Source organism: Marinimicrobium locisalis (assembly GCF_039822625.1).
Taxonomy (GTDB): Bacteria; Pseudomonadota; Gammaproteobacteria; order Pseudomonadales; family Cellvibrionaceae; genus Marinimicrobium; species Marinimicrobium locisalis.
Genome location: NZ_JBDLLG010000021.1, coordinates 19,673 through 39,262 on the forward strand (window position 1 = coordinate 19,673; position 19,590 = coordinate 39,262).

Sequence of the window (19,590 nt, forward strand, 5' to 3'; positions counted from 1 at the left end):
AGTACCAGCTCAATAATAAGTCACACAAGGAGTTTACTATGACACCCTTTCGTTTCTTCCGGGGGGGCGTGACGTTCGCCGCCTCTTTTCTAGTCAGCGGTCTTTTCCTGAGTCATCAGGTGTTGGCGGAGTCCCCCCTTGCCAGTTCTTTGTCGTCTGCTTCCTCGAGCAGTACGCAGTCTTCCGTGTCCTCTGAGCCAAGAGAGGGTTCGCTTCAATGTGAAGTCACCAGTGAAAGCGTCTGGAGCACTGGTTTTGTCTATTCATTTGCCGTGACTAATACCGGCAACACACCGGTAGATGGCTGGGAAGTGACCGTTGCGCTGTCACATGAGCATGCCATCACCAATAGCTGGGGCGCGGAGATTAGCCGGGGAGAGGAGATTAACGGCGCCGGCCCGGAGTATCAGGCGACGCACAAACCTTGGAGCCGCGTTATCGGCGCGGGGCAAAGCGCGTACTTTGGTATTCAGGGCTCACTCGCGGGAAGTTTTGATTCCGAGCCTGTGTGTTTCGCCGACCGCCCGGAGCCGCAGGATGAGATTCACTCCAGCGTGCACGGCCCCACGGTGTTTGTGGATGCGCTCGGCTATATTGAGAGCCTTTCCGCGCCAGAGGCGGTGACCATTAATTGGGGTGATGGCCATTCAGTGAACGGTGCCCATGAAGCCTGGCATACGTACTTTTTTCCCGGCACCTACGAGGTAAGCGTCTCGGTAGAGACCGCCTCAGGCACGGAAAGCAAAACGCTTGAGGTAGAAGCCGGCCAATGGGAGGCCGACGGCAACCATGCGCCGGTGGCGGTTTTGGCGGCGAGATACTCGTATCGTGCCGTCAGTGCGGACAAGTCCCTGTCTGGCGACATAGATGGCGACCCGCTGACTTTTGAGCAGTATTCCGTGAATTCAGCGTTTGCTTACCCCCGTCCGAGCGCTAGCGCCTCGTCGTCGTCAGTCGCGCACTCCTCGGGCCACAGTAGCTCAAGCAGTTCGTTCTCCCTGGGCTCTTTCAATGATGTTCTGACGGTAACCGACGGCGAACTGGGTGATACCACACAGAAGGCGGGCCAAGCCGTAAACGGCTATATTGATTTTCCCGGTGATCCCCGCCCCCTCTTTCGCAAGCGGGGTCTGACCCTGTACGTGGATGCTAGCGATTCCAGGCAGACCACCTCCCTGCGTTGGTTCTTCGGGGATGGGACTATGTCCGAGGAAACCGTGACCAGCCATACCTACGATGAACCCGGGGTATACGAAGTTAGGCTGAGTACCACGGGCAGCGGTTTCAGCGACCTTATTTCTGTCGATGTACGAATGGGAGGCGCCGAGAATACCGCTCCCTCGGCAGAATTCAGTTGCTCAGATACTGGAGCGCAAAACGGGGGCTGGGTCTCGTGCACTCCAGACCAGCTTTACGATGCCGACGGCGATGTATTGAAATACGAGTGGGATTTGGGGGACGGTACCGAGCTGGTTCGCACCTCTACCACCGCCGGGGTTCGTCACCAGTTTGAGGTGCCGGGCACCTACGAGATAACGTTGCACGTCAGTGATGGTGAAGCGGATGACCAGCACACCTGGACGTTGACGATACCGGCCTCGGCCGAGGATTAATCCTGCTAAGAGGCATGCCACGTTCGCAACCGGGCGTGGCACCTTTCCCTCGCACAAGGAGTTTACTATGACACCCTATCAATTCTTCCGGGGCAGCGTGACGTTCGCCGCCTCTGTTCTGCTCAGTGGTCTCGTTCTGAGTCATCAGGTCTTGGCAGAGTCACCTCTCCCCCCTATGTCCTCCTCTTCCGCTAGCAGCACTCAGTCTTCCGCGTCCTCTTACGCACCCGGTCGCTCGTTTAACTGCGAAGTGGCCAGCGAAAGCGTCTGGAGCAGCGGCTTTGTTTATTCGTTTGAAGTTGCCAATACCGGCATTGAGCCGGTAGACGGTTGGGAAGTAATCATTGAAATGCCCGAGGGGTACACCATTAATCATGCCTGGGGCGCCGACATCAGTGGGGAGGCACCGGAGTATCGGGCCACAGGCAAGCCCTGGAATGACTTTATTGCCAGCGAGCAAGTAGTCGGGTTTGGCCTTCAAGGTTCGCGTACCGGCGACTCTGATGAGCAACCGCGTTGTTTTGCCGTCGGGCAGGACCCGCATACCGAGTTGCGGGCCACCATGAATGGGCAAACAGTATTCGTCGAGGCGCTCGGTTTTATAGAGGGCGTGCCCAACCCCGAGTCGGTGACGATTTCCTGGGGCGATGGCCATAGCGTCAAGGGCGCCCATGAAGCGTGGCACACTTACTTTTTCGAAGGCACTTATACCATCATAGTTGAGGTGACCTCCGACAGCGGTACTCACCGGAAAACCGTTCAAGTGGAAGCGGGGCAATGGCAGGAGGAGGGGAACCACGCGCCCGTGGCCATGATAGCGGCAGACCACAGCCCCGGTGAAGTGTGGATGAACACGGATTTATCCATGGATCCGGATGGCGATGAAATCACTAAAACGATGTACACGGCCAATTCGGCATTCGCCGCCTCTTCAGCGCGTGCGTCATCATCTTCTGCGTCTATTCGACGGGAGTTCTCTAGCTCCAGCCGCCCAAGCGTTATCTCCAGCTCAAGCGCCTCGAGCGTCTTTGGAAATTCCAGTTCAAGCAGCTCCTACAGTTATAGCAGCTTCTATACGGTAGGAAGCTCCAGTAGCTCAAGCTCAAGCCGTTATAGCAATTCCAGCAGCTCATTTCAAAGCGAGGTTCTCAATAAGGTCCTCACGGTATATGACGGCGAGTTGGGTGATACCTCGCAGGCATCGGGCGTCTCGTTCGAAGGTCATCTCGATTTCGCGGGTACACCTCGTCCGCTGTTTCGCAAGCGTGGACTCACCCTCTACGTCAACGCGGGCTATTCCACCAGAACCAATTTCCTTCGGTGGGACTTCGGCGATGGAAGCGACTCCAATGATCCCGTGACCTCTCATACTTATGCTGAGCCGGGGGTCTACGAAGTGACTTTGTCTACCACCGGTGTTTTCTTTGTGGACGATAAAACCGTGTCGGTCGCCATGGGATCGGACCTGGCACCCTCGGCGGACTTCTCCTGTGAGGCCTCCGACGAGCTGAGCTTCACATGCCATCCGGCATCCGACTACGGTGAGGATGGGGATGTACTGAAGTTTGAGTGGCAGGTTCAGGGCGGAACGGAGGCTATCACCACCTCCGTGCTCCCCAGCGCCTTCTTCCGGGTGGATGAACCGGGCACCTATGAAGTAACGCTGAACGTGTACGATGGCACCCGCTGGGACGAGCAAACTACCTCGGTTACCGTTCCCTAAACCTCCCCCGACTGTTGCTGCGCCCACAAGCGGGCGTAGCGACCGTCTTGTTGCAAAAGCTGGTGGTGGCGGCCTTGCTCCACCAGCTTGCCGTTATCCACCACCAGAATGTTGTCAGCGTCAATGATTGTGGACAGGCGGTGGGCAATCACCAAACTGGTGTGCCCGGCGGAAACCTCCCGTATCGCACTGAGAATTGCGGCCTCTGCCCGGGAGTCCAGGGCCGAGGTGGCTTCGTCGAATATCAGAATCGGTGCGCCTTTCAACAGCACCCGGGCAATGGCAATTCGCTGCTTCTCTCCGCCCGAGACTTTGAGCCCGCGCTCCCCCACAACCGTGCCATCGCCGCTGGGCAGGCTGGCGATGAAGGCATCCAGGTGCGCCATGCGGATGGCCCGCTCGATGGCTTCACTCGACGCCTCGGGGTTGCCGTAGGCAATGTTCTCCCGAATGCTGGTGTTAAACAGCACGGTATCCTGGGGAACCACCGCAATGGCTTTCCTTAGGCTTTCCAGTGTCACCGAGCGAATATCTTGGCCGTCGATTTCAATGACGCCATCATCGACGTCATAAAAGCGATAGAGCAGGCGTGCGATGGTGCTTTTCCCCGCACCCGAGGCGCCGACAATAGCCACTCTTTGACCGGCGCTCACGCAAAAGGACAAGTCTTTTAAAATAGGCCGATCTTGGTGATAACCAAAGTGCACATGGCGAAAGTTGATGTCGCCGTTCTCGATGACCAGGGGGGCGGCGCCCTCCCGGTCCGTAATGCGCGGGGCCCGTTGTAGCAGGCCCAGCATATTTTCCAGGTCTGTCAGGGCGCGGCGCATTTCCCGGTAGACAAACCCCAAAAAGTTGAGCGGAATGAACAGCTGGATCATGTAGGCGTTCACCATGGCCAGGTCCCCCAGAGTCATTTCCCGGTTGATGACCGATTGGGTGGCCATGAACATCATGCCGGTAATCGCCATGGCGATAATCAGTGCCTGGCCCGAGTTCAATGCCAGAAGGGATAAGCGGTTCTTAAGCTTGGCGCGCTCCCACTGGGCCAGAAACTCGTCGTAGGTGTTGGCCTCGAAGCGCTCATTGTTAAAGTATTTGACGGTTTCATAATTGAGCAGGCTGTCCACCGCGCGGGTATTGGTGGAGGAGTCCGCCTGGTTGGCTTCCCGGACGAAGCGGGTTCGCCACTCGGTAGTGAATACGGTAAAGCCGATATAGATCGACACCGCCACCAGAATGATCAACGCATACCAGGGCGAAAAGGCCAGGGTAAAAATGACCGCGACCATAATGATTTCAAACAGGGTCGGCACAATGTTGAACATCAGGAAGCGCATCAGAAAGCTGATGGCGGTGGTGCCCCGCTCGATATCCCGGCTGATGCCCCCGGTCTGTCGGCTTAGGTGGAAGTTGAGTTCCAGTTGGTGAAGGTGCTCAAAAACCCTCAAGCCGATGCGGCGCATGGCCCGCTCGGTCACCCGGCTGAACAGCGCGTCTCGCAGCTCTCCAAAGAACACACTGCCAAAGCGCAGAAAACCGTAAAAAAGCAAAAAAGCCACCGGCAGAACCACTTCAGGCTGCAGGCTTCGGTCCACGCCATCGATAATGTGCTTGAGCGCCCAGGGCATCGTCAGCGAGGCCCCCTTGGCCGCCAGCAGCGCCAGTAAGGCAATAATGACCCGCGCTTTGTACGCCCAGAGATAGGGCCAAATGTAGCCCCATACCTGGCGCAGACGCAGGCGCGGTACCGACGGGTCCGGCTCGGGCGGGTTGTGGCTGTAACCGCGCATGGCGCTCCTCGTGCTTTCTTGGGGTGGCCGACCAGCGCGCAGTATACAGGCTGGGCCCGATGGCTGTGTGCTAGGCTGTAGTGGAATGCGGTCTCAGTTGTGGGAGAGCTCATGATTATTGCCAGTTTTCTGTTCTTTCTGTTGGTGTTTGTGGTGATCGGTGCCTTGTCGGTGGTGGCGAGCAAGCACACCACTTCGGACTACCTGACCGCGGGGCAGAGTATTAAGCCCTGGTTGGTGGCCCTTTCGGCCGTGGCCACCAATAACAGCGGCTATATGTTTACCGGCATGATCGGCTTCACCTACATGAACGGCCTGTCTTCCATCTGGCTCATGGTGGGCTGGATACTGGGGGACTTTGTTGGCTCTGTGTTGTTGTGGCGCCCCATTCGGGACACCACCGCACGCCGCAAGCTCGACTCCTTCAGCGGGCTGGTCACCGACTGGTGGGGGCAGGATTACCGAAAACTGCGTCGTATCGCCGGGCTTTTGATTCTCTTGTTCCTGGGCACCTACGCCGGGGCACAGCTGAATGCCGGCAGTAAGGCATTGCATGTACTGCTCGATTGGAACCTCACCACGGGGGCCTGGTTGGGCGCCATAGTTGTGTTGATCTACAGTTTCGCCGGCGGGATTCGCGCTTCCATCTGGACCGACGCGGCACAGTCCATGGTGATGGTGGTGGCCATGCCGATGCTGATGTGGATGGCGATGGAGAGTGTCGGCGGGTGGAATCAGATGGTGAGTGAATTGCACCAGGTGGAGTCCGGTTTTATGGGCTGGTTCCCCCCGGGAAGCACCGTGTGGTCGGCCACTTTATTTGTGGTGGGGTGGTTGTTCGCCGGTTTCGGGGTGGTGGGCCAGCCTCACGTCATGGTGCGGTACATGAGCCTGACCGACGGCAAGCTGATGAACCAGGTTCGCGCTTACTATTATGGCTGGTTCACTTTTTTCTACGGGGCCACGATTATCGTCGGTCTTCTGGCGCGGCTGATCATTACCAATACCGAGCAGTTCGACAGTGAGCTGGCACTGCCCACCATGGCGGTGGAGTTAATGCCGAGTATCCTTGCCGGTCTGGTTTTGGCGGGGTTGTTTGCCGCGACCATGTCCACCGCGGACTCACTGGTCATCAATTGTTCCGCGGCGGTATCGCGGGATGTTCGCCCCGGGCGGCCCATGACGTTTATTCAAACCAAACTCGCCACCATGACGGTCATCGGCATTGCGCTGGTGTTGGCTATTTACGGGAATGATAGTGTGTTTGAGTTGGTGATCCTGGCCTGGGGGTTGTTGGCCTCGGCGTTTGCGCCGTTATTATTGATTTACCGTTTTCATCGTCTGCCTTCGGAAGCGCAGTCCATTACCATAATGATCGCCGGGGTGGTGGCGTACCTGATTTCGCACTACACGGTCATTACCGAGTATGTGTATGAGCTACTGCCCTCAATGACGGTCGCCTTTGCCGTCTACGGGCTGCTTCACTTGAAGTCCCCCATTCCTGTGGTTGACCGCTAGTGAAGCGTAATGAGCGCGTGCGGCGTAGAGTTGAATAGGCGGGTGAGGTCAAGTACCGGGTAAAGCTGTTCCCGGTAACTGAGCGCCGCGCAGCTCAGGTGTGGCCAGCGTTCCTTCAGGCTTTCCAGTGGGCGTGCCTGCTCGGGCATGACTTGAATTAGCTCTGGCTTTCCCGCCAGCGGCAAAGCGCCCAATTGCAGAGCCTGGGTGGCGTCTTCAGCCGCGCGATAGGCCACGATGGCCACCAGTGGTGCCTTGGGGGGCGTGAGCGGCCGAGCGCTTAGCAGGTGTGATAATTGAAGTAGGGGAATAAACTGGTCCCGCCAGAGAAACGCCTGGGAACTGTAGGCGGGCAGCCCGGGCACCGTGACCAACTGGGTCACCTGTTCCAGGTATTTCACTTCGCCCTGGGCGAGAACGATCTCGCTGCCGTCCGAGAGCGTTAAAAGCCAAGCGCTGAGCGGGCGGCTCGTCTCTTGTTCCGTCGCATCCATATTGGTCAGCCTCCCAGTGACGAATGTTGTGAATAAGTATCTCGGCGCAGTGCCTCGGGCAGGCGCTCCAGGAGCATGTCGGTATTGACCTTGGCGGCCACACGGCCGTTGAGAACGGCCACTTGCTCAAAGTTGTGATGTCGGCCCTGCATGCACTGGGGTAGGTTGTAGAACCGGGGTGGCCGCTCCAGTCGCATGAGTCGGCGACAGGCCAGGGCGAGTGCCCCCAGGGGGCTTTGTACTATCAACGCAGAGCGGCAGCCCCCTTCCTCGGGCAGGCAAAGCCGAAGTTTTCGGTTCCAGTAAACGGCCGGATAACTCTGTTGGTTATGGTGTACCTGCCCGCAGGCGGGCAGCGCCTCCTCCGCGCAGGTGAACTCGCCCAGGTGGACGGCTTCGCGCCTTGGAAGCAACCAAAGCAGTTCCACCGCATCGACCAGTAGCCAATCATCCGGTGAGGGGGCGGAGCGTTGGGAGGGCGCCAGGCTGAGGTCGGACTTGTCGTTCATCAGTGCAGGCTCGATTCGATGCTATTGAGAAGGTCCACTTCCGAGAACGGCTTGTTCAGGTAGCGGTCCACTCCCGCCGTTTGCGCCAGCTCCCGGTGTTTTTCGGTATTTCGGGAAGTGATCATGATGACGGGTATATCCTTCAGGGCCTCTTGGGCGCGTAAGTGAGCGGTAAACTCCAGGCCATTCATGCGGGGCATTTCCATATCCACCAGTACCAGGGAGGGCGTTCGATCCCGCAGGCGGTCAATGGCTTCGAAGCCGTCTCTTGCGGTAACAACGTCCATTCCCAGCTCTGTTACAAACTCCACCAATGAGCGGCGAGTGCTCAGAGAGTCATCGACAATCAACGCCAGCGGCCGGGCTTGAGAGAGGCTGGGCATCTGCGGCTCGGCTTGCCGGTGCACGGCCTGGGAGGCGGACTCCACCAGGGCGACCGCGTCCAGCACGGGCGCGACTTTACCGTCACCGAGAATGGTTGCTCCGAGTACCCCGGGCAGTTCGGGGCAAAACGCGGGCAAGGGTTTGACCACCATCTCACGGCTGGCCAAAATGCGGTCAATTAACAGGCCTTGAACCTCCCCCTGGCTCGACTGCAGCATTAGCACCGCCTGTGCCTGGCGAGTGTCGGCACTTTCTGTGCCTGGAAGGCGGGCCACCTGGGAGAGGTGCCAAACTCTGAACGTCTGATTGTCGTAGCGGTAAAAAAGCGCATCGCCTTTATTGCTCAACTGGTCAGGTTCCATAAAGACCACCTGCTGCACGCCCCGGCTGCTGAGCGACAGTTTGTCGGCACCGGCCTGCACCAGTAACTGATGTTCGGCAATAAGGCGGTTGGGAATCACCAGGCGCCAGCGGGTGCCGTGCCCCGGTTCGCTCTCTACGCTGATTTGCCCCTGCAACGCTTTGAGTTGTTCGGCCACCGCGTCCAGGCCGACGCCCCGGCCCGAGGTTTGACTGACCGCTTCCCGTGTGGAAAAGCCCGGAAGAAACACAAGCGATTCCAGCCACTGAGTGCCGGCATCCTCTGGTGGCGTTAACCCCAACGCCTCGGCCCGTTCGAGGATTCGCTCGTGATCGAACCCCGAGCCGTCGTCGCTCAACTCGATCACCGTGGATTGAGTTTCAGACTGGAAGCTTAGCCGGAGTTGGCCTGACTCGGGCTTCTCCAGGGCGGCTCTTTCCTCGCCGCTCTCGATCCCGTGGTCCACGGCGTTGCGCAGCAGGTGCATGAGGGGGTCGGCCAGATGTTGCAGGGTGTTGCGATCCAGCGGCGTATTTCCGCCCTCAATGTGTAGCGCCACCTGCTTGCCGGTGAGCCGGCAGGCCTGGCGCACGCACCGCTGCAGACGCGACTCCACCTGACTGGCCGGCACGCTGAGCATCTCGAGCAGTTGCTGCTGAGCGTCGTTCTGATGGCGCTGCTGGGTTTGAAGCAGGTCATCCAATGAGCTCAGCTCGCTCTTTGTGCCCAGAATCAGATCGTTGGCATCGGCGGCGTATTCCTGCAACTGGTGATAAAAGCTGTGCAGCTCGTTGTAGCGGTCCAGCTCCAAGGGGTCCAGTGACTGATCATCCTCCAGGGCGTGATTGGCAAACAGGTTTCTCAATTCAATGACCTGGCCGAGCTCTTCGGTCAACTGATTGAGCTTGTGTTGCAAGTGCTGCAGTTGAATGACGCCGTGCCGCGCCTGGTGGGTTTGGGTGGTGAGACGGTGATTGCCAATACTCGCCTCCCCGGAGAGGGTGAGCAACCGGTTGATTCCGTCTTCGGAGACTCGAATTTGAGTCGGCTCCGGCGCTCGTTCGGGTTCAGGTGAGCTTCGCTCGGTGCTTGTGGCTTGCTCCGTGGTTTCCGGCTCTGCGGCCGTTGGCTGCTCAGGGGTTGGCCGGTCTTGGGCGGCGGACAGGTCACCGGCGGCTAGTCGGTGGTAGCCATCGAGCAGGTGCTGCAAGGCCTCCACAGCCTCTTCGCCCGGCTCGGTGGCGTCCAGCAGGTGGTCGAGCAGGCTGGCGGCGGTGTCGGCGACTTCCATCAACAGGTCGTCAATACCGGCGGGTACCTTCGGCGTCATCTCTTCCAGCAAATCCAGCAGGTCTTCGCTGTAGTGCATCCAGTTGGCCAGGCCGGTAATGCCGACAACGTTGGCCGAGCCCTTAACCGTGTGAGTAATGCGCTGCGCCCTTTGAAGCGCCTCCAACGAGCGGGTTTGGGTAAACTGTGAGAGCGTCTCGGAAAACTGCTCAAGTTGCCCGGGTAATTCCAACATCAACCCTTCGAACAGTCGTGGATTGATATCTTCGCTGAGCGCCAGCGTCAGCATCGAGGCTTCCGCCTGGTGAGGGGGCCCCGTAGGAGCGCTACTCTCTTCGTGCAGCTCCCACTCCGGCTGTGCCAAGGCTTTTTGCAAACCCTCCAGGTCGGGCGGGGGGAGTGGCCAGGCCGGGTCTGATAGAAACTGCAGCAGGCCCTCGATTGCCTCGAGGTCGGGTTCTCCCGAATGCAGCTGCTGTACATAACCGAGCAGGTACATGGGCGAGCTGGAGGCCAATATCAGAACCTCCTCACCGTCTGGCTGATTGCTCACCGCTTTCAGGTTCTCTCGCAAGTGGTGACAAACCGCGGACAAAGCGCCAAGGCCAATCAACTGCGCGGCGTTTTCCAGATTCTCCAAGTCGGACCCCCGACGCTCGAGCCAGGTGGCCATGGCTTCCGGCGAATCGGGCGCGGGGTCCTCCAGGGAGGCATCCAGCTGTTCCTGAAGCTCCACAATCAGCAGTGAGAGCATGTCCTGCTGTTCGCGGTTCAGGGCCGGTGTCGTTGGCTCGCTCATCATGGTTACGCGCTCTGGCTAGGCTGATTGGCAAGATCCTGGTTCACGGCCTGCCGCTTCAGGCTGTTCACCGCTTGCTGCGCCTCGGCCTGGAACTCGGGCAGGTGGAAGACGCTTACCCGCTCAACCAGGGTCCGTGCACAGGCTTTCAATTCATTGACTTGAATGCCCTGTTGCTCAAGCTCCCTGTGCGTGCTCTGGGTGGATTCGGTAATACTCTGGGCCCGGTCCCGCACCCGGTTGGCATTACTGGCCTGAGCGACGGAGTTGGTGGCAATGGATTTGACGTGGTCCACCAATTGGCGGGTGGCTTTTTCGGTATTCTGCATCCGTTGGCCGGAGTCTTCGGCCAAACGGGTACCCTCGGCCACCTGGGTGATCAGGGTGTTCATAATGTTCACCGTATCGGAGGTTTCCACCCGAATGTTGTTCACCATGGCGGAAATGTCAGAGGTGGCTTCGCGCGCGTTTTCCGCAAGCCGCTGTACTTCCTCGGCCACCACGGCAAAGCCCTTGCCCGCTTCACCGGCGGAGGCGGCGTGCATACTGGCGTTCAGGGCGAGAATATGGGTGCGCTCGGCGATGGTGTTAATCAGGTTGACAATACCGGTAATCTCCTGGGAGCGGTCCCCCAAGCGTTTGATACGTTTTTCCGTTTCCCCCAACGTGGAACGAATGGCGCGAATGCCGGTGACGGTTTCGCCTACAGAAGATTGGGCCTGGTGGGTATGCTCAATGGCGGTACGAGCCACTTGGTTGGTGGTGCGAGCTTCCATCGCGACCTGGTTCATGGCTTTGGCGAGGCTTTCCAGCGCACGGTTCGCCTCGGCGACTTGCTCGCGCTCTTTTTCGGCCATTTGAGAAACCGAGCCGGATTGTTCAAGCAACTGGTCGGAAATGCGGTTGACCTGCGCTGAGATTTGGGTCACTTGGTGGAGGGTGCGCGCGGTTTCCGAGGTGAGCAGGTTCACGGCATCGGAAACGGTGCCGGTCACGTCCGCGGAAACCGGCACCTTAATGGTCAAGTCTTTCTGCGCAATCGCGCCCAATGATTTGATGAGGGTAATGATGGACTCGTTCAGCTGTTCGTTTTCCTTCGCCTGGCTTTCAAGCACCTGAATCCGCTCGTCCAGCAGCCGGTTAAACGCTCGCCCAAGCGTGCCCAGTTCGTCTTGGCTGGTTAGTTGCACCCGCGCTTCGGTTTCGCCCCGGTTTTGCCGGGCGATAACGCCCTGAATATGCCATAGCGGCAGGACGATGCTGCGGTAAATAAAGTACATGGCTACCGTGGTGCCAATGGCGGTAATCAGCAACAAAGCGGCGAACAGCGTCTGGGCAATGGTGCGCTCCTGAGCGGCGATGTCCAGCCGTTGCTGGGCGTTGTTGTCCGCCCAGGACGAATACGCTTCAAACGTTTCGCGATCCACGGGGGGGAGGGCAGAGGCTCTATTGTCGGGTGAAAACGTATTGTTCAGCCCGCGTTGCTCCAGCCGCTCCTGCGTCTGGGTTTGAAGTTGCGTGTGCTGCTCGGTAAGGTCGTTCAGAAGCGGCCGGTTCACGAACCGGGGGTCGCGTTCAGCCAGTTGGCTAAGTAGCACCTGAGCATTTTCCAGCAGCGCTTCACGGCGCTCGAGGACGCTCGGGTCGCCGGTCGTGCGCCAGCGGTTGACGAGGTTGCGGCGCTGCTCGAAGTTGGCTTCCAGCTGCTGCAACTGAGCCTGGGTGGAGGCACGCTGTTGCTGAATATCTTCAGTGCGTATTTCGGTCGCAATCTGGGCGTAGTAGGCCACGCCCATCATCACGAAACCCACAACCAAACCAATCATCAGGCTGCTGATTTTGTGCGATATTTTTAGGCCAGTGAGTGCTTTCATACGTGCTCCGGTATTGTGGGGGTGGGGCCTTTTTCGTGTGTGCTGGCGCTGGTCGAGGCCAGCTCACGCAATGCTGAACCGAGGTGTTCGACGGCGAGCTGAATCAAATGTCGGTTGCCGTCGCGAGCGACGCCACGGACCAGGGCGGAAACGGGGTCGGTGCGTTCATTAAACAGTGGTTCGTCGGTGGCGCTGGAGGGTTCAAGCCATTGCCGCTCGGGAAGAGCGTCGATCAGCAATCCCACCATGGCGCCATCGAGGTGAAAAACCAGTGTCTTGTTGCGGGCTGGCAGAGCTTGGGCCAGCCGCGAATGAAGCTGATAAATGGGGGTCAGCTCGCCGCGAATCTGGGCCAGGCCGGCCAGCAGCTCGTCGCTTCCCGGTACGGGGGCGATACTGAGCTCGGAGAACGCTTCCGCCCGTTGCTCGGCGGGAAATACCCAATAAAACTCGCCGATCGAAAAACGGTAGAAGGCGGCCCCGAGGGTTTCCGCCGAGCGCAGGGCGCCGGCGGGCAGCCCCGCCTCCGGAGGGAGATCCGAGAAGCGGGACAGCGCCTCAATCAGTTGTTTCTGGGCGTCCGGGGTTGAAGAGATCATGGCGAAACCAAGCGTTATAGGGCAGACAAGGCACTGAGTATCTGTTCCTGGGTATAGGGTTTGGAAATCATTGCTCGCCCCCCTTGAAGCTCGCCCCACACACGGTCGGCCTTCTGGTTTTTACTGGTTACGAAAACGATGGGAATTTTATTCAGCTCTTGGTCCTGGTGAATCGTTCGGCAGGCTTCGAAGCCATCCACATCCTCCATAACAACGTCCATTAATATCACATCCGGACGGCTCTGCTTGGCCATGTTGTAGGCCTCTCGACCGCTGGTGGCGGTAATGGCATGGTAGCCGGCGGTGGTGACGATGTCCTTTAAATGCTGAAGGTCAACGGGGGAGTCGTCGACGATCATGACTTTGTTTGCACTCATTTATCACTCCTGTAATTACTGCTCGTGTCGTTCGGGTTGTAGGGAGGTTAGTCCTGGAAATGTTGCTCTGTCACAGAGCAAAATTCATTGTGATTGATGGGCTTGGTCAAGTAGGTGTCACAGCCCGAGAGCTTTCCCTTGATTCGGTCAAAATGGGAGGACTTGCTGGTAAGCATCACCACGGGCGTTTTCCGGTTCAGCTCGGTGCGCCGGATGCTCTTACAAACGCTATAGCCATCCAGACCGGGCATAATGACGTCCAAAAAAATAATGTCGTAATGGGTTTGTTGTGCCGCAGCCAGTGCGGCCTCGCCATCGGCGACGACCGTTAACTCACACCCCATGCGCTCAAATTCAATTTCTAGCTGACGGCGCACCGCCAGGCTATCGTCCGCCACCAGGGCCTTTCTTTGAGCTCCGGTCTGGGGGCAGTGGCTGCGCGAGGGAGCCGAAGTGCTGGATACGGGTAGCGGAACCACATTATCAGCGCCCTTTCCACCGATCTCAAACTCGGGGATGAAATTCAGATGGTCAACCGTATAGCGATCCAGTATTTGAATGACGCGGGTCGGATTGATGGGCCAGGAAATAGTGAGCGAAGAGTTCGATGTGATGTTCTTCTCTCGGGTAATTCGAAGCACCGGCCGTTTACGTTGCTCGGGAATTTTTGACGCCACCCGGCTCCAGAACAGAATGGCCTCGGGGTTGTTGATATTGAGGATCACTATGTCGCTTTGAATCAACGCCTGGATCGCGGTTTCCATCTTCAAGTCGGTGGCCACTGGTATGAGCTGATAGCGGCGCGCACGGTATCGGGTAATACCCAGCAGGCGGTTGAACGTGATCTGGTCTTTCTGCTCCGCGCCGACGAGAGCGACTTGAAAAACTCGGAAATCATTGGATGTTGGGGCTGTCCGCTGGATCATTGTGGGTCCGTTTATTGTCAGTAGTGGAATTGAACCGTCTCGCTATAGTGAGTCTAAGTGCGCACTTCGTTGTCCGGCAGGTACACCTTTTGTTTTGTCCGGCAGGCCCACTTTTGTGAGCTGATTGTAGACACTCTTTTCCACTTCTCAATAGAATTCAAGAAAAAATTTTAGTTCTGAGGAAATAGTCTAGTTATAGCGAAAATCCAGAAAAAATATTCTGTAGAAAATTGCGACGTGTTGAATTCGGCGTGGCGCTTATAATTGAATTTATGGCGCGATTTATCTCTTTTTTTGGAAAATTTTCACATAAATCATCCTCTAATAGCGAAGATTTCGGTTTTTTAAATTTTTACTTCAAAATGTACTAGCCCTCCCGTCTTGATTGCTTGTGTCCGGTTCACTAGTCTTCCGGGGTAAATTTATTTTGACGACGGGTGATCGGGTATGGAAATGGAAGCGAGCTACAACTGGTTTCTGGTGGTGCTGTCTTTTTTGATTTCGGTTTTTGGAGCCTTTACCGGCTTGCAAATGACCAACGGTATGAAAGCCTCGGGTAAGAAGTTCTCTTGGGGCTGGATAACCGCCGCGGCATTTGCGTTGGGGGGCGGTGCCATTTGGACCATGCACTTTATCGGTATGCTGGCTTACCAACTACCCATGGATATGGGGTACGACCCTTGGCTTACCTTCTTGTCTTTGATTGTTGCCGTGCTGGCCGTGGGGCTGGGCGTGGCTACCGCCGTGGCCGGTCACCTGTCCTGGCCCCGACTGTTGGGGGCGGGCGTGCTCACCGGTTTGGGTGTGGCAAGCATGCACTACATCGGTATGGCGGCGATGGTCATGCCCGGTGAGATGCATTACGACCAGGGTCTGGTGGCAGTCTCCATCGGCATCGCCCTGGTGGCCGCGACGGTCGCGCTGTGGCTGGCGGTGAACTTGAAGGGCACGATGCAGATTCTATTGAGTGCCGTGGTTATGGCGGTGGCGGTGTGCGGCATGCACTATACCGGCATGGTGGCGATGACCATGGAGCACGAGCCCGGCGCGGCAACCAATCAAGTGCTGGGACAGGGCATGGCTCCCATGACCATGGGCCTTCTGGTATTCTGTACCAGCATGGTGCTCCTGGTATTGTGTCTTATTGCTTCCCTTAGTCAGCTCAACCAAAAAATGCAGGAAGAGCTGGGTGTGCTTGAAACCAATGTGACTGCCCCTTCGAACTAACTTAGAAACGGAGTTCACGCTATGAAAGTACTTCTACTTGCCTCGGCCTACAACGGTTTGTGTCAGCGTGTTGACCGGGAGCTGCTCAGTATTGGGCATGATGTTTTCATTGAGCTTTGTGCTGACCAAACGGTGATCGAAGGCACCGTTGAGCGGATCAAGCCCGACTTGATTCTCTGCCCTTTTTTGAAGCACCGGGTACCGGAATCCGTCTGGCGGCACTACCCCTGCCTGATCGTCCATCCGGGGATCGAAGGCGACCGAGGGCCTTCCTCGCTGGATTGGGCGATCAGTGAGTTCAGGGCCACTTGGGGCGTGACCTTACTGCAGGCCGACCAGGAAATGGACGCGGGAGATATCTGGGGCACCCAGGAGTTTCCCTGTCGCACGGCGAGCAAGGGCAGCCTGTATCGGCGCGAGGTCTCCCAGTCGGCGACCTTCTTGATAAAGCAGGCCCTGGTGGACCTACCCCGCGAGGCATTTCAACCCCGGCCCTTGGATTACAACAACCCCGCCGTTCTCGGCAGAGAGCGCCCCCTTATGAAACAGCCCGACCGGGCGATTGACTGGCACTCGGATACGACGGCCACCATCGTGCAAAAAATCCATGCCGCCGACGGTTTTCCCGGCGTGAAGGACTGCCTGAACGGTGTTGATTTTTATCTCTTCGGCGTTCGCGAGGGCAAGCGGTATCCCACCGCTGAGCCAGGTCAACTGCTCGGGCACTGTGAGGAAGCCGTTTGTCGGGCAACCGTGGACGGCAGCGTCTGGATTCGGCAGCTCAAGCCGGTTCCCGCACCCGGAGAAACCACCAGCAAGTTACCAGCCATGCGGGCGTTGGCTCGAAGCGCCTTGGCAGAGCAGTGCAGTCAGCTACCGGCGATCAGTGGCGAGGGCTTCTCTGATATCCAGGTGGAGCGGGAAGGGAGCGTGGTGTACGTCCACTTTGATTTTTACAACGGTGCCATGAATACCGAACAGTGCCGCGGCCTGCTCGCCCAGCTTCGTATCTTGCGCGCGGACCCCTCCGTGGAGGTGGTGGTCTTGATGGGTGGAGAGGACTTTTGGAGCAACGGTATTCACCTGAATTGTATTGAATTGGCCGATGATGCGGCGGCCGAGTCCTGGCGCAACATCAACGCCATGGACGACATAGTCGAGTGCCTCCTTACCAATACGGACCAGATGACGGTGGCCGCCCTGCGTTGCAATGCCGGCGCGGGTGGAGCGGTGCTCAGCCAGGCCTGCGACTATGTGGTGGCCCGCTCGGGGGTGGTGCTTAACACCCACTATAAAACCATGGGGCTTTATGGCTCCGAGTACTGGACCTATGTGTTGCCCCGGCGGGTGGGCGAGCGCTTTGCTCACCAGCTGATCGAAGGCTGTGAGCCGTTGCTGGTGGACGAAGCGTTGGACTGGGGAATGGTGGATGAACTTTTGCCCGAAGACTGGGCGCTTTACCACCGGGAACTGAAAGAGTATTGCCAGTCCCTGGTGAGTGACCGGCAGGAGTGGCAAAACGCCCTGGAGCACAAGCGGCTTACCCGCGAACGGGACGAACAGAAATGCCCCCTGGCGAACTATCGGCGCGAGGAGTTGCGGCGGATGAAAGCCACCTTTGACGACCCGCACAGTGACTATCACCGCTTGCGCCACCGGTTCGTCTATAAGCTCTCGTGCGGCCGAACGCCGGCGCGCTTGCAACGTGAGCCCGGTCAATCAGTCGAGGCGGTCTCCGCCTGAGGGTTGCCACTGGTACTGGCCGCTGGTGAGCTCTTGCACCCGACTCTCTAGCCGCTGCTGCTCGCCGATGGGCACGGCGATATGAAGCCACACCTGCTGGCGATAGTCCACGTCCGATAGGGTAATGCCGTCCTGCGCCAGTTGGTGGCGCAGGCGTTCCTCGTGAGCAAAGTCCACCGCTACCGACACCGCAGTGGTGGGAGTGACCTCCCGCCACTGCGCGCTATCCAGCGCCTGGGAGACGGCACCGCTGTAAGCTCGAACTAACCCGCCCGCCCCGAGTTTTACGCCCCCAAAAATACGCACAATCACCGCCAGGCTGTCTCCCGCGCCCCGTTGGGTCAGTACATTCAGCATGGGTTTGCCCGCCGTGCCGGAGGGTTCGCCGTCATCGCTGAAGGCTTGGCTCTGGGGTTGGTCGGCGGGGCCGAGTAGGTATGCCCAGCAGTAGTGGGACGCCCCCGGCTGTTCCTGTCTTAACGCTTCAATATGGGCCAGGGCCTGTTCGCGGCTCTCCACCGGAAACAGGTGGGTGTGAAAAAGGCTGCGTTTTTCTTCCAGCGTGTATTGGCAGGGCTCCGCCAATACACGGTAGGGCTTTTGAGGGGAGGGGGTATCATTCATGTGGGGTATTTAACCACATTTCATACGGGGCTCAAGCATAAGCCCCGCGCTACAGCACCGACAGGGGCATGCTCAGAGCGTGCTGGCTTATTTGGCGGGCCTGGTGAGTGTCGGCCTCGGCGGTTTGTGTGGTGATGCGCTGCTGTTCTTGTTGATCGTGCCAAGCGATGATGCTGTAGAAGTTGCGAATATTGCGCACATAGGTCACCGGCTCCCAGCCGCGGGCATAACCGTGGCGTGTGTACTTATAGTAGGAGCGTTTGGCCAGTAGGGGCAGGTGTTCGCGCACATCCACCCAGCGGTCCGGGTTACCGCCCAGAGCCTGGGTTATTTTGCGGGCATCTTCCAGGTGGCCCATGCCAACATTGTAGGCGGCCAGAGCCAGCCAGGTGCGGTCCTCCCCCTGAATGCGCTCCGGAAGCCGGTCATACAGGTTGCGGAAGTACTTAGCGCCCCCGTGAATACTTTGCGCTGGGTCCACCCGGTTGTTAATGCCCATATCACTGGCGGCCGCCATGGTCAGCATCATCAGGCCGCGCACGCCGGTGCGCGAGCGGGCATTGGGGTTCCAGTGACTTTCCTGGTAGCTGATGGCCGCCAGCAGGCGCCAGTCCAGGTCGAACTCTTGGGCGGCGTCCTGTAGCAGGGTTTGCCACTGGGGTAGGCGTTTTTCCAGCCGGTAGGAGAAAAGCAGGGCGCCGCCGGTGGTGACTTCATCAATATGGTCGTAGAAGCGTTCTTGAATGGCGGCGAGGGTGCCGTCGGCTTTGATTCGCTGGAGGAAGTCCTGCGCCGCGTGAAACAGGCTGTCGTCGCGGCTCTTGGGAAAGGCCCAGGCCAGTTCCTGGGGGGCGCCCAGATCAAAAGCGACCCGGGCCCGGGGGAAGGTGTGGCGGTTGAGGTTGTAAGCGTTGGAATCGACGATTGCGTAATCCACTTCGCCACTGTGGACTTTTTCCAGCAGGTCGATCATTTCCACGGCGCTCTCTTCGCGCCAGCTCAGAGCGGGATAGTGCTGCTGTAAGTCTTTCAGGCGCTCGGCGTGGGAGGAGTTGGCGATGACCAGAACCTCCTTTCCTACCAAATCTTCCACTGAGGTTGGCTTCGGAGTGCGGCTATTATAGAGAACCTGTTGGCGCACAGTCATATAGGGGGTATTGAAGCGTACCAGGCGGCGTCGGCGCTCGGTGACGCTCAGGCCGGCGGCGGCGAAGTGCGTTTGCCCCTCGCGAACTTTGTGCAGCATGGTATCGAGCGCTTCTTCATCTTCAATCACCAGCTCGACGCCGAGCTCATCGGCGAAGCGCTTCAGCAGCAGGTACTCGAACCCGGTCTGTCCGTGGGGCCCTTCATAGTAGGTGCTGGGCCCGTTGCGGGAAATAACCCGCAGTTCTCCCAAGGCGTGAACGCGCTCCAGGGTAGTCGGCAGCTTACTGCCTACCAACAAAGCGCTGACGGCTACGACCATCAGGCCGAAGCACGTTTGGCTAATCGCCCGGATAAGGCGAGCTTTTTTGTGGACTTCCATATTGACGGTTTCTCCTCTCCGTTGTTACGGATTTGGCGCCGGATCCAATCTGGCCCGTACAAATTTTGCGCAATTCTATAGATTGCGGGTGTGACGTGCTAGCTTGTTTTTTAACCGAAAATAGGTTAATGGAAGCTGAATGGCTGAGTGAATTTTAACCGGTTTCGGCCATTCTGTCGACTTCGCTGCCATTGAGTTCTTTAATAGG

15 protein-coding genes are annotated in these 19,590 nt (G+C 58.2%); 5 read left to right on the plus strand and 10 right to left on the minus strand.

Annotation, left to right across the window (positions count from 1 at the left end):
* Positions 1-38: 38 nt before the first annotated feature.
* Together AAE514_RS13725 and AAE514_RS13730 are read left to right on the plus strand one after the other, a co-directional pair.
* The gene (locus tag AAE514_RS13725) at positions 39-1,613 is read left to right on the plus strand and encodes a PKD domain-containing protein (RefSeq protein ID WP_347332123.1); all 1,575 of its coding nucleotides are present in this window, start codon (positions 39-41) and stop codon (positions 1,611-1,613) included.
* Positions 1,614-1,680: 67 nt separating this feature from the next.
* On the plus strand, positions 1,681-3,336 hold the full coding sequence (locus AAE514_RS13730) for a PKD domain-containing protein (RefSeq protein WP_347332124.1): 1,656 nt from the start codon (positions 1,681-1,683) through the stop codon (positions 3,334-3,336).
* Here AAE514_RS13730 and AAE514_RS13735 read toward each other — a convergent pair.
* Positions 3,333-5,129 (minus strand): ABCB family ABC transporter ATP-binding protein/permease, encoded by a 1,797-nt coding sequence (locus AAE514_RS13735; RefSeq protein ID WP_347332125.1) that lies wholly within the window; start codon positions 5,127-5,129, stop codon positions 3,333-3,335. The genes AAE514_RS13730 and AAE514_RS13735 overlap by 4 nt on opposite strands.
* Positions 5,130-5,240: 111 nt before the next feature.
* Between AAE514_RS13735 and AAE514_RS13740 the strand changes: the two genes are divergently transcribed.
* Positions 5,241-6,647, plus strand: a complete 1,407-nt coding sequence (locus tag AAE514_RS13740) for a sodium/proline symporter (RefSeq protein WP_347332126.1) — start codon at positions 5,241-5,243, stop codon at positions 6,645-6,647.
* Here the strand turns inward: AAE514_RS13740 and AAE514_RS13745 are convergent.
* From AAE514_RS13745 to AAE514_RS13775, 7 genes are read right to left on the minus strand one after another with little or no spacing between them, the layout of a single operon-like run.
* Positions 6,644-7,141 (minus strand): chemotaxis protein CheW, encoded by a 498-nt coding sequence (locus AAE514_RS13745; protein ID WP_347332127.1) that lies wholly within the window; start codon positions 7,139-7,141, stop codon positions 6,644-6,646. The genes AAE514_RS13740 and AAE514_RS13745 overlap by 4 nt on opposite strands.
* Positions 7,142-7,146: 5 nt before the next feature.
* A complete protein-coding gene (locus AAE514_RS13750) occupies positions 7,147-7,650 on the minus strand; it encodes a hypothetical protein (protein WP_347332128.1) in 504 nt (167 codons plus the stop codon).
* Positions 7,650-10,487 (minus strand): hybrid sensor histidine kinase/response regulator, encoded by a 2,838-nt coding sequence (locus tag AAE514_RS13755; RefSeq protein WP_347332129.1) that lies wholly within the window; start codon positions 10,485-10,487, stop codon positions 7,650-7,652. Before AAE514_RS13755 ends, AAE514_RS13750 begins: the two co-directional genes overlap by 1 nt.
* Positions 10,488-10,489: 2 nt before the next feature.
* Positions 10,490-12,358, minus strand: a complete 1,869-nt coding sequence (locus tag AAE514_RS13760; RefSeq protein WP_347332130.1) for a methyl-accepting chemotaxis protein — start codon at positions 12,356-12,358, stop codon at positions 10,490-10,492.
* Positions 12,355-12,957 (minus strand): chemotaxis protein CheW, encoded by a 603-nt coding sequence (locus AAE514_RS13765; RefSeq protein WP_347332131.1) that lies wholly within the window; start codon positions 12,955-12,957, stop codon positions 12,355-12,357. The genes AAE514_RS13760 and AAE514_RS13765 overlap by 4 nt, the downstream gene beginning before the upstream one ends.
* Before the next feature lie 14 nt (positions 12,958-12,971).
* Positions 12,972-13,334 carry a response regulator gene (locus AAE514_RS13770; RefSeq protein ID WP_347332132.1) on the minus strand — a complete coding sequence of 121 codons (363 nt, stop codon included), beginning with the start codon at positions 13,332-13,334 and terminating at the stop codon, positions 12,972-12,974.
* A 47-nt stretch (positions 13,335-13,381) separates the two neighbouring features.
* Positions 13,382-14,260 (minus strand): response regulator, encoded by an 879-nt coding sequence (locus AAE514_RS13775; RefSeq protein ID WP_347332133.1) that lies wholly within the window; start codon positions 14,258-14,260, stop codon positions 13,382-13,384.
* Positions 14,261-14,707: 447 nt separating this feature from the next.
* Here AAE514_RS13775 and AAE514_RS13780 point away from each other — a divergent pair, with 447 nt between their 5' ends.
* Both AAE514_RS13780 and AAE514_RS13785 read left to right on the plus strand, forming a co-directional pair.
* Complete coding sequence (locus AAE514_RS13780; RefSeq protein ID WP_347332134.1) at positions 14,708-15,487, plus strand: MHYT domain-containing protein; 780 nt, start codon at positions 14,708-14,710, stop codon at positions 15,485-15,487.
* Between the two features lie 21 nt (positions 15,488-15,508).
* On the plus strand, positions 15,509-17,230 hold the full coding sequence (locus AAE514_RS13785) for a hydrogenase maturation protein (protein ID WP_347332135.1): 1,722 nt from the start codon (positions 15,509-15,511) through the stop codon (positions 17,228-17,230).
* Here the strand turns inward: AAE514_RS13785 and AAE514_RS13790 are convergent.
* Both AAE514_RS13790 and mltF read right to left on the minus strand, forming a co-directional pair.
* Positions 17,207-17,854 carry an IMPACT family protein gene (locus AAE514_RS13790; RefSeq protein ID WP_347332136.1) on the minus strand — a complete coding sequence of 216 codons (648 nt, stop codon included), beginning with the start codon at positions 17,852-17,854 and terminating at the stop codon, positions 17,207-17,209. The genes AAE514_RS13785 and AAE514_RS13790 overlap by 24 nt on opposite strands.
* A gap of 49 nt (positions 17,855-17,903) precedes the next feature.
* Entirely contained in the window at positions 17,904-19,382 is a 1,479-nt protein-coding gene (gene mltF, locus AAE514_RS13795; protein WP_347332137.1) for a membrane-bound lytic murein transglycosylase MltF, read from the minus strand.
* Positions 19,383-19,590: the final 208 nt, after the last annotated feature.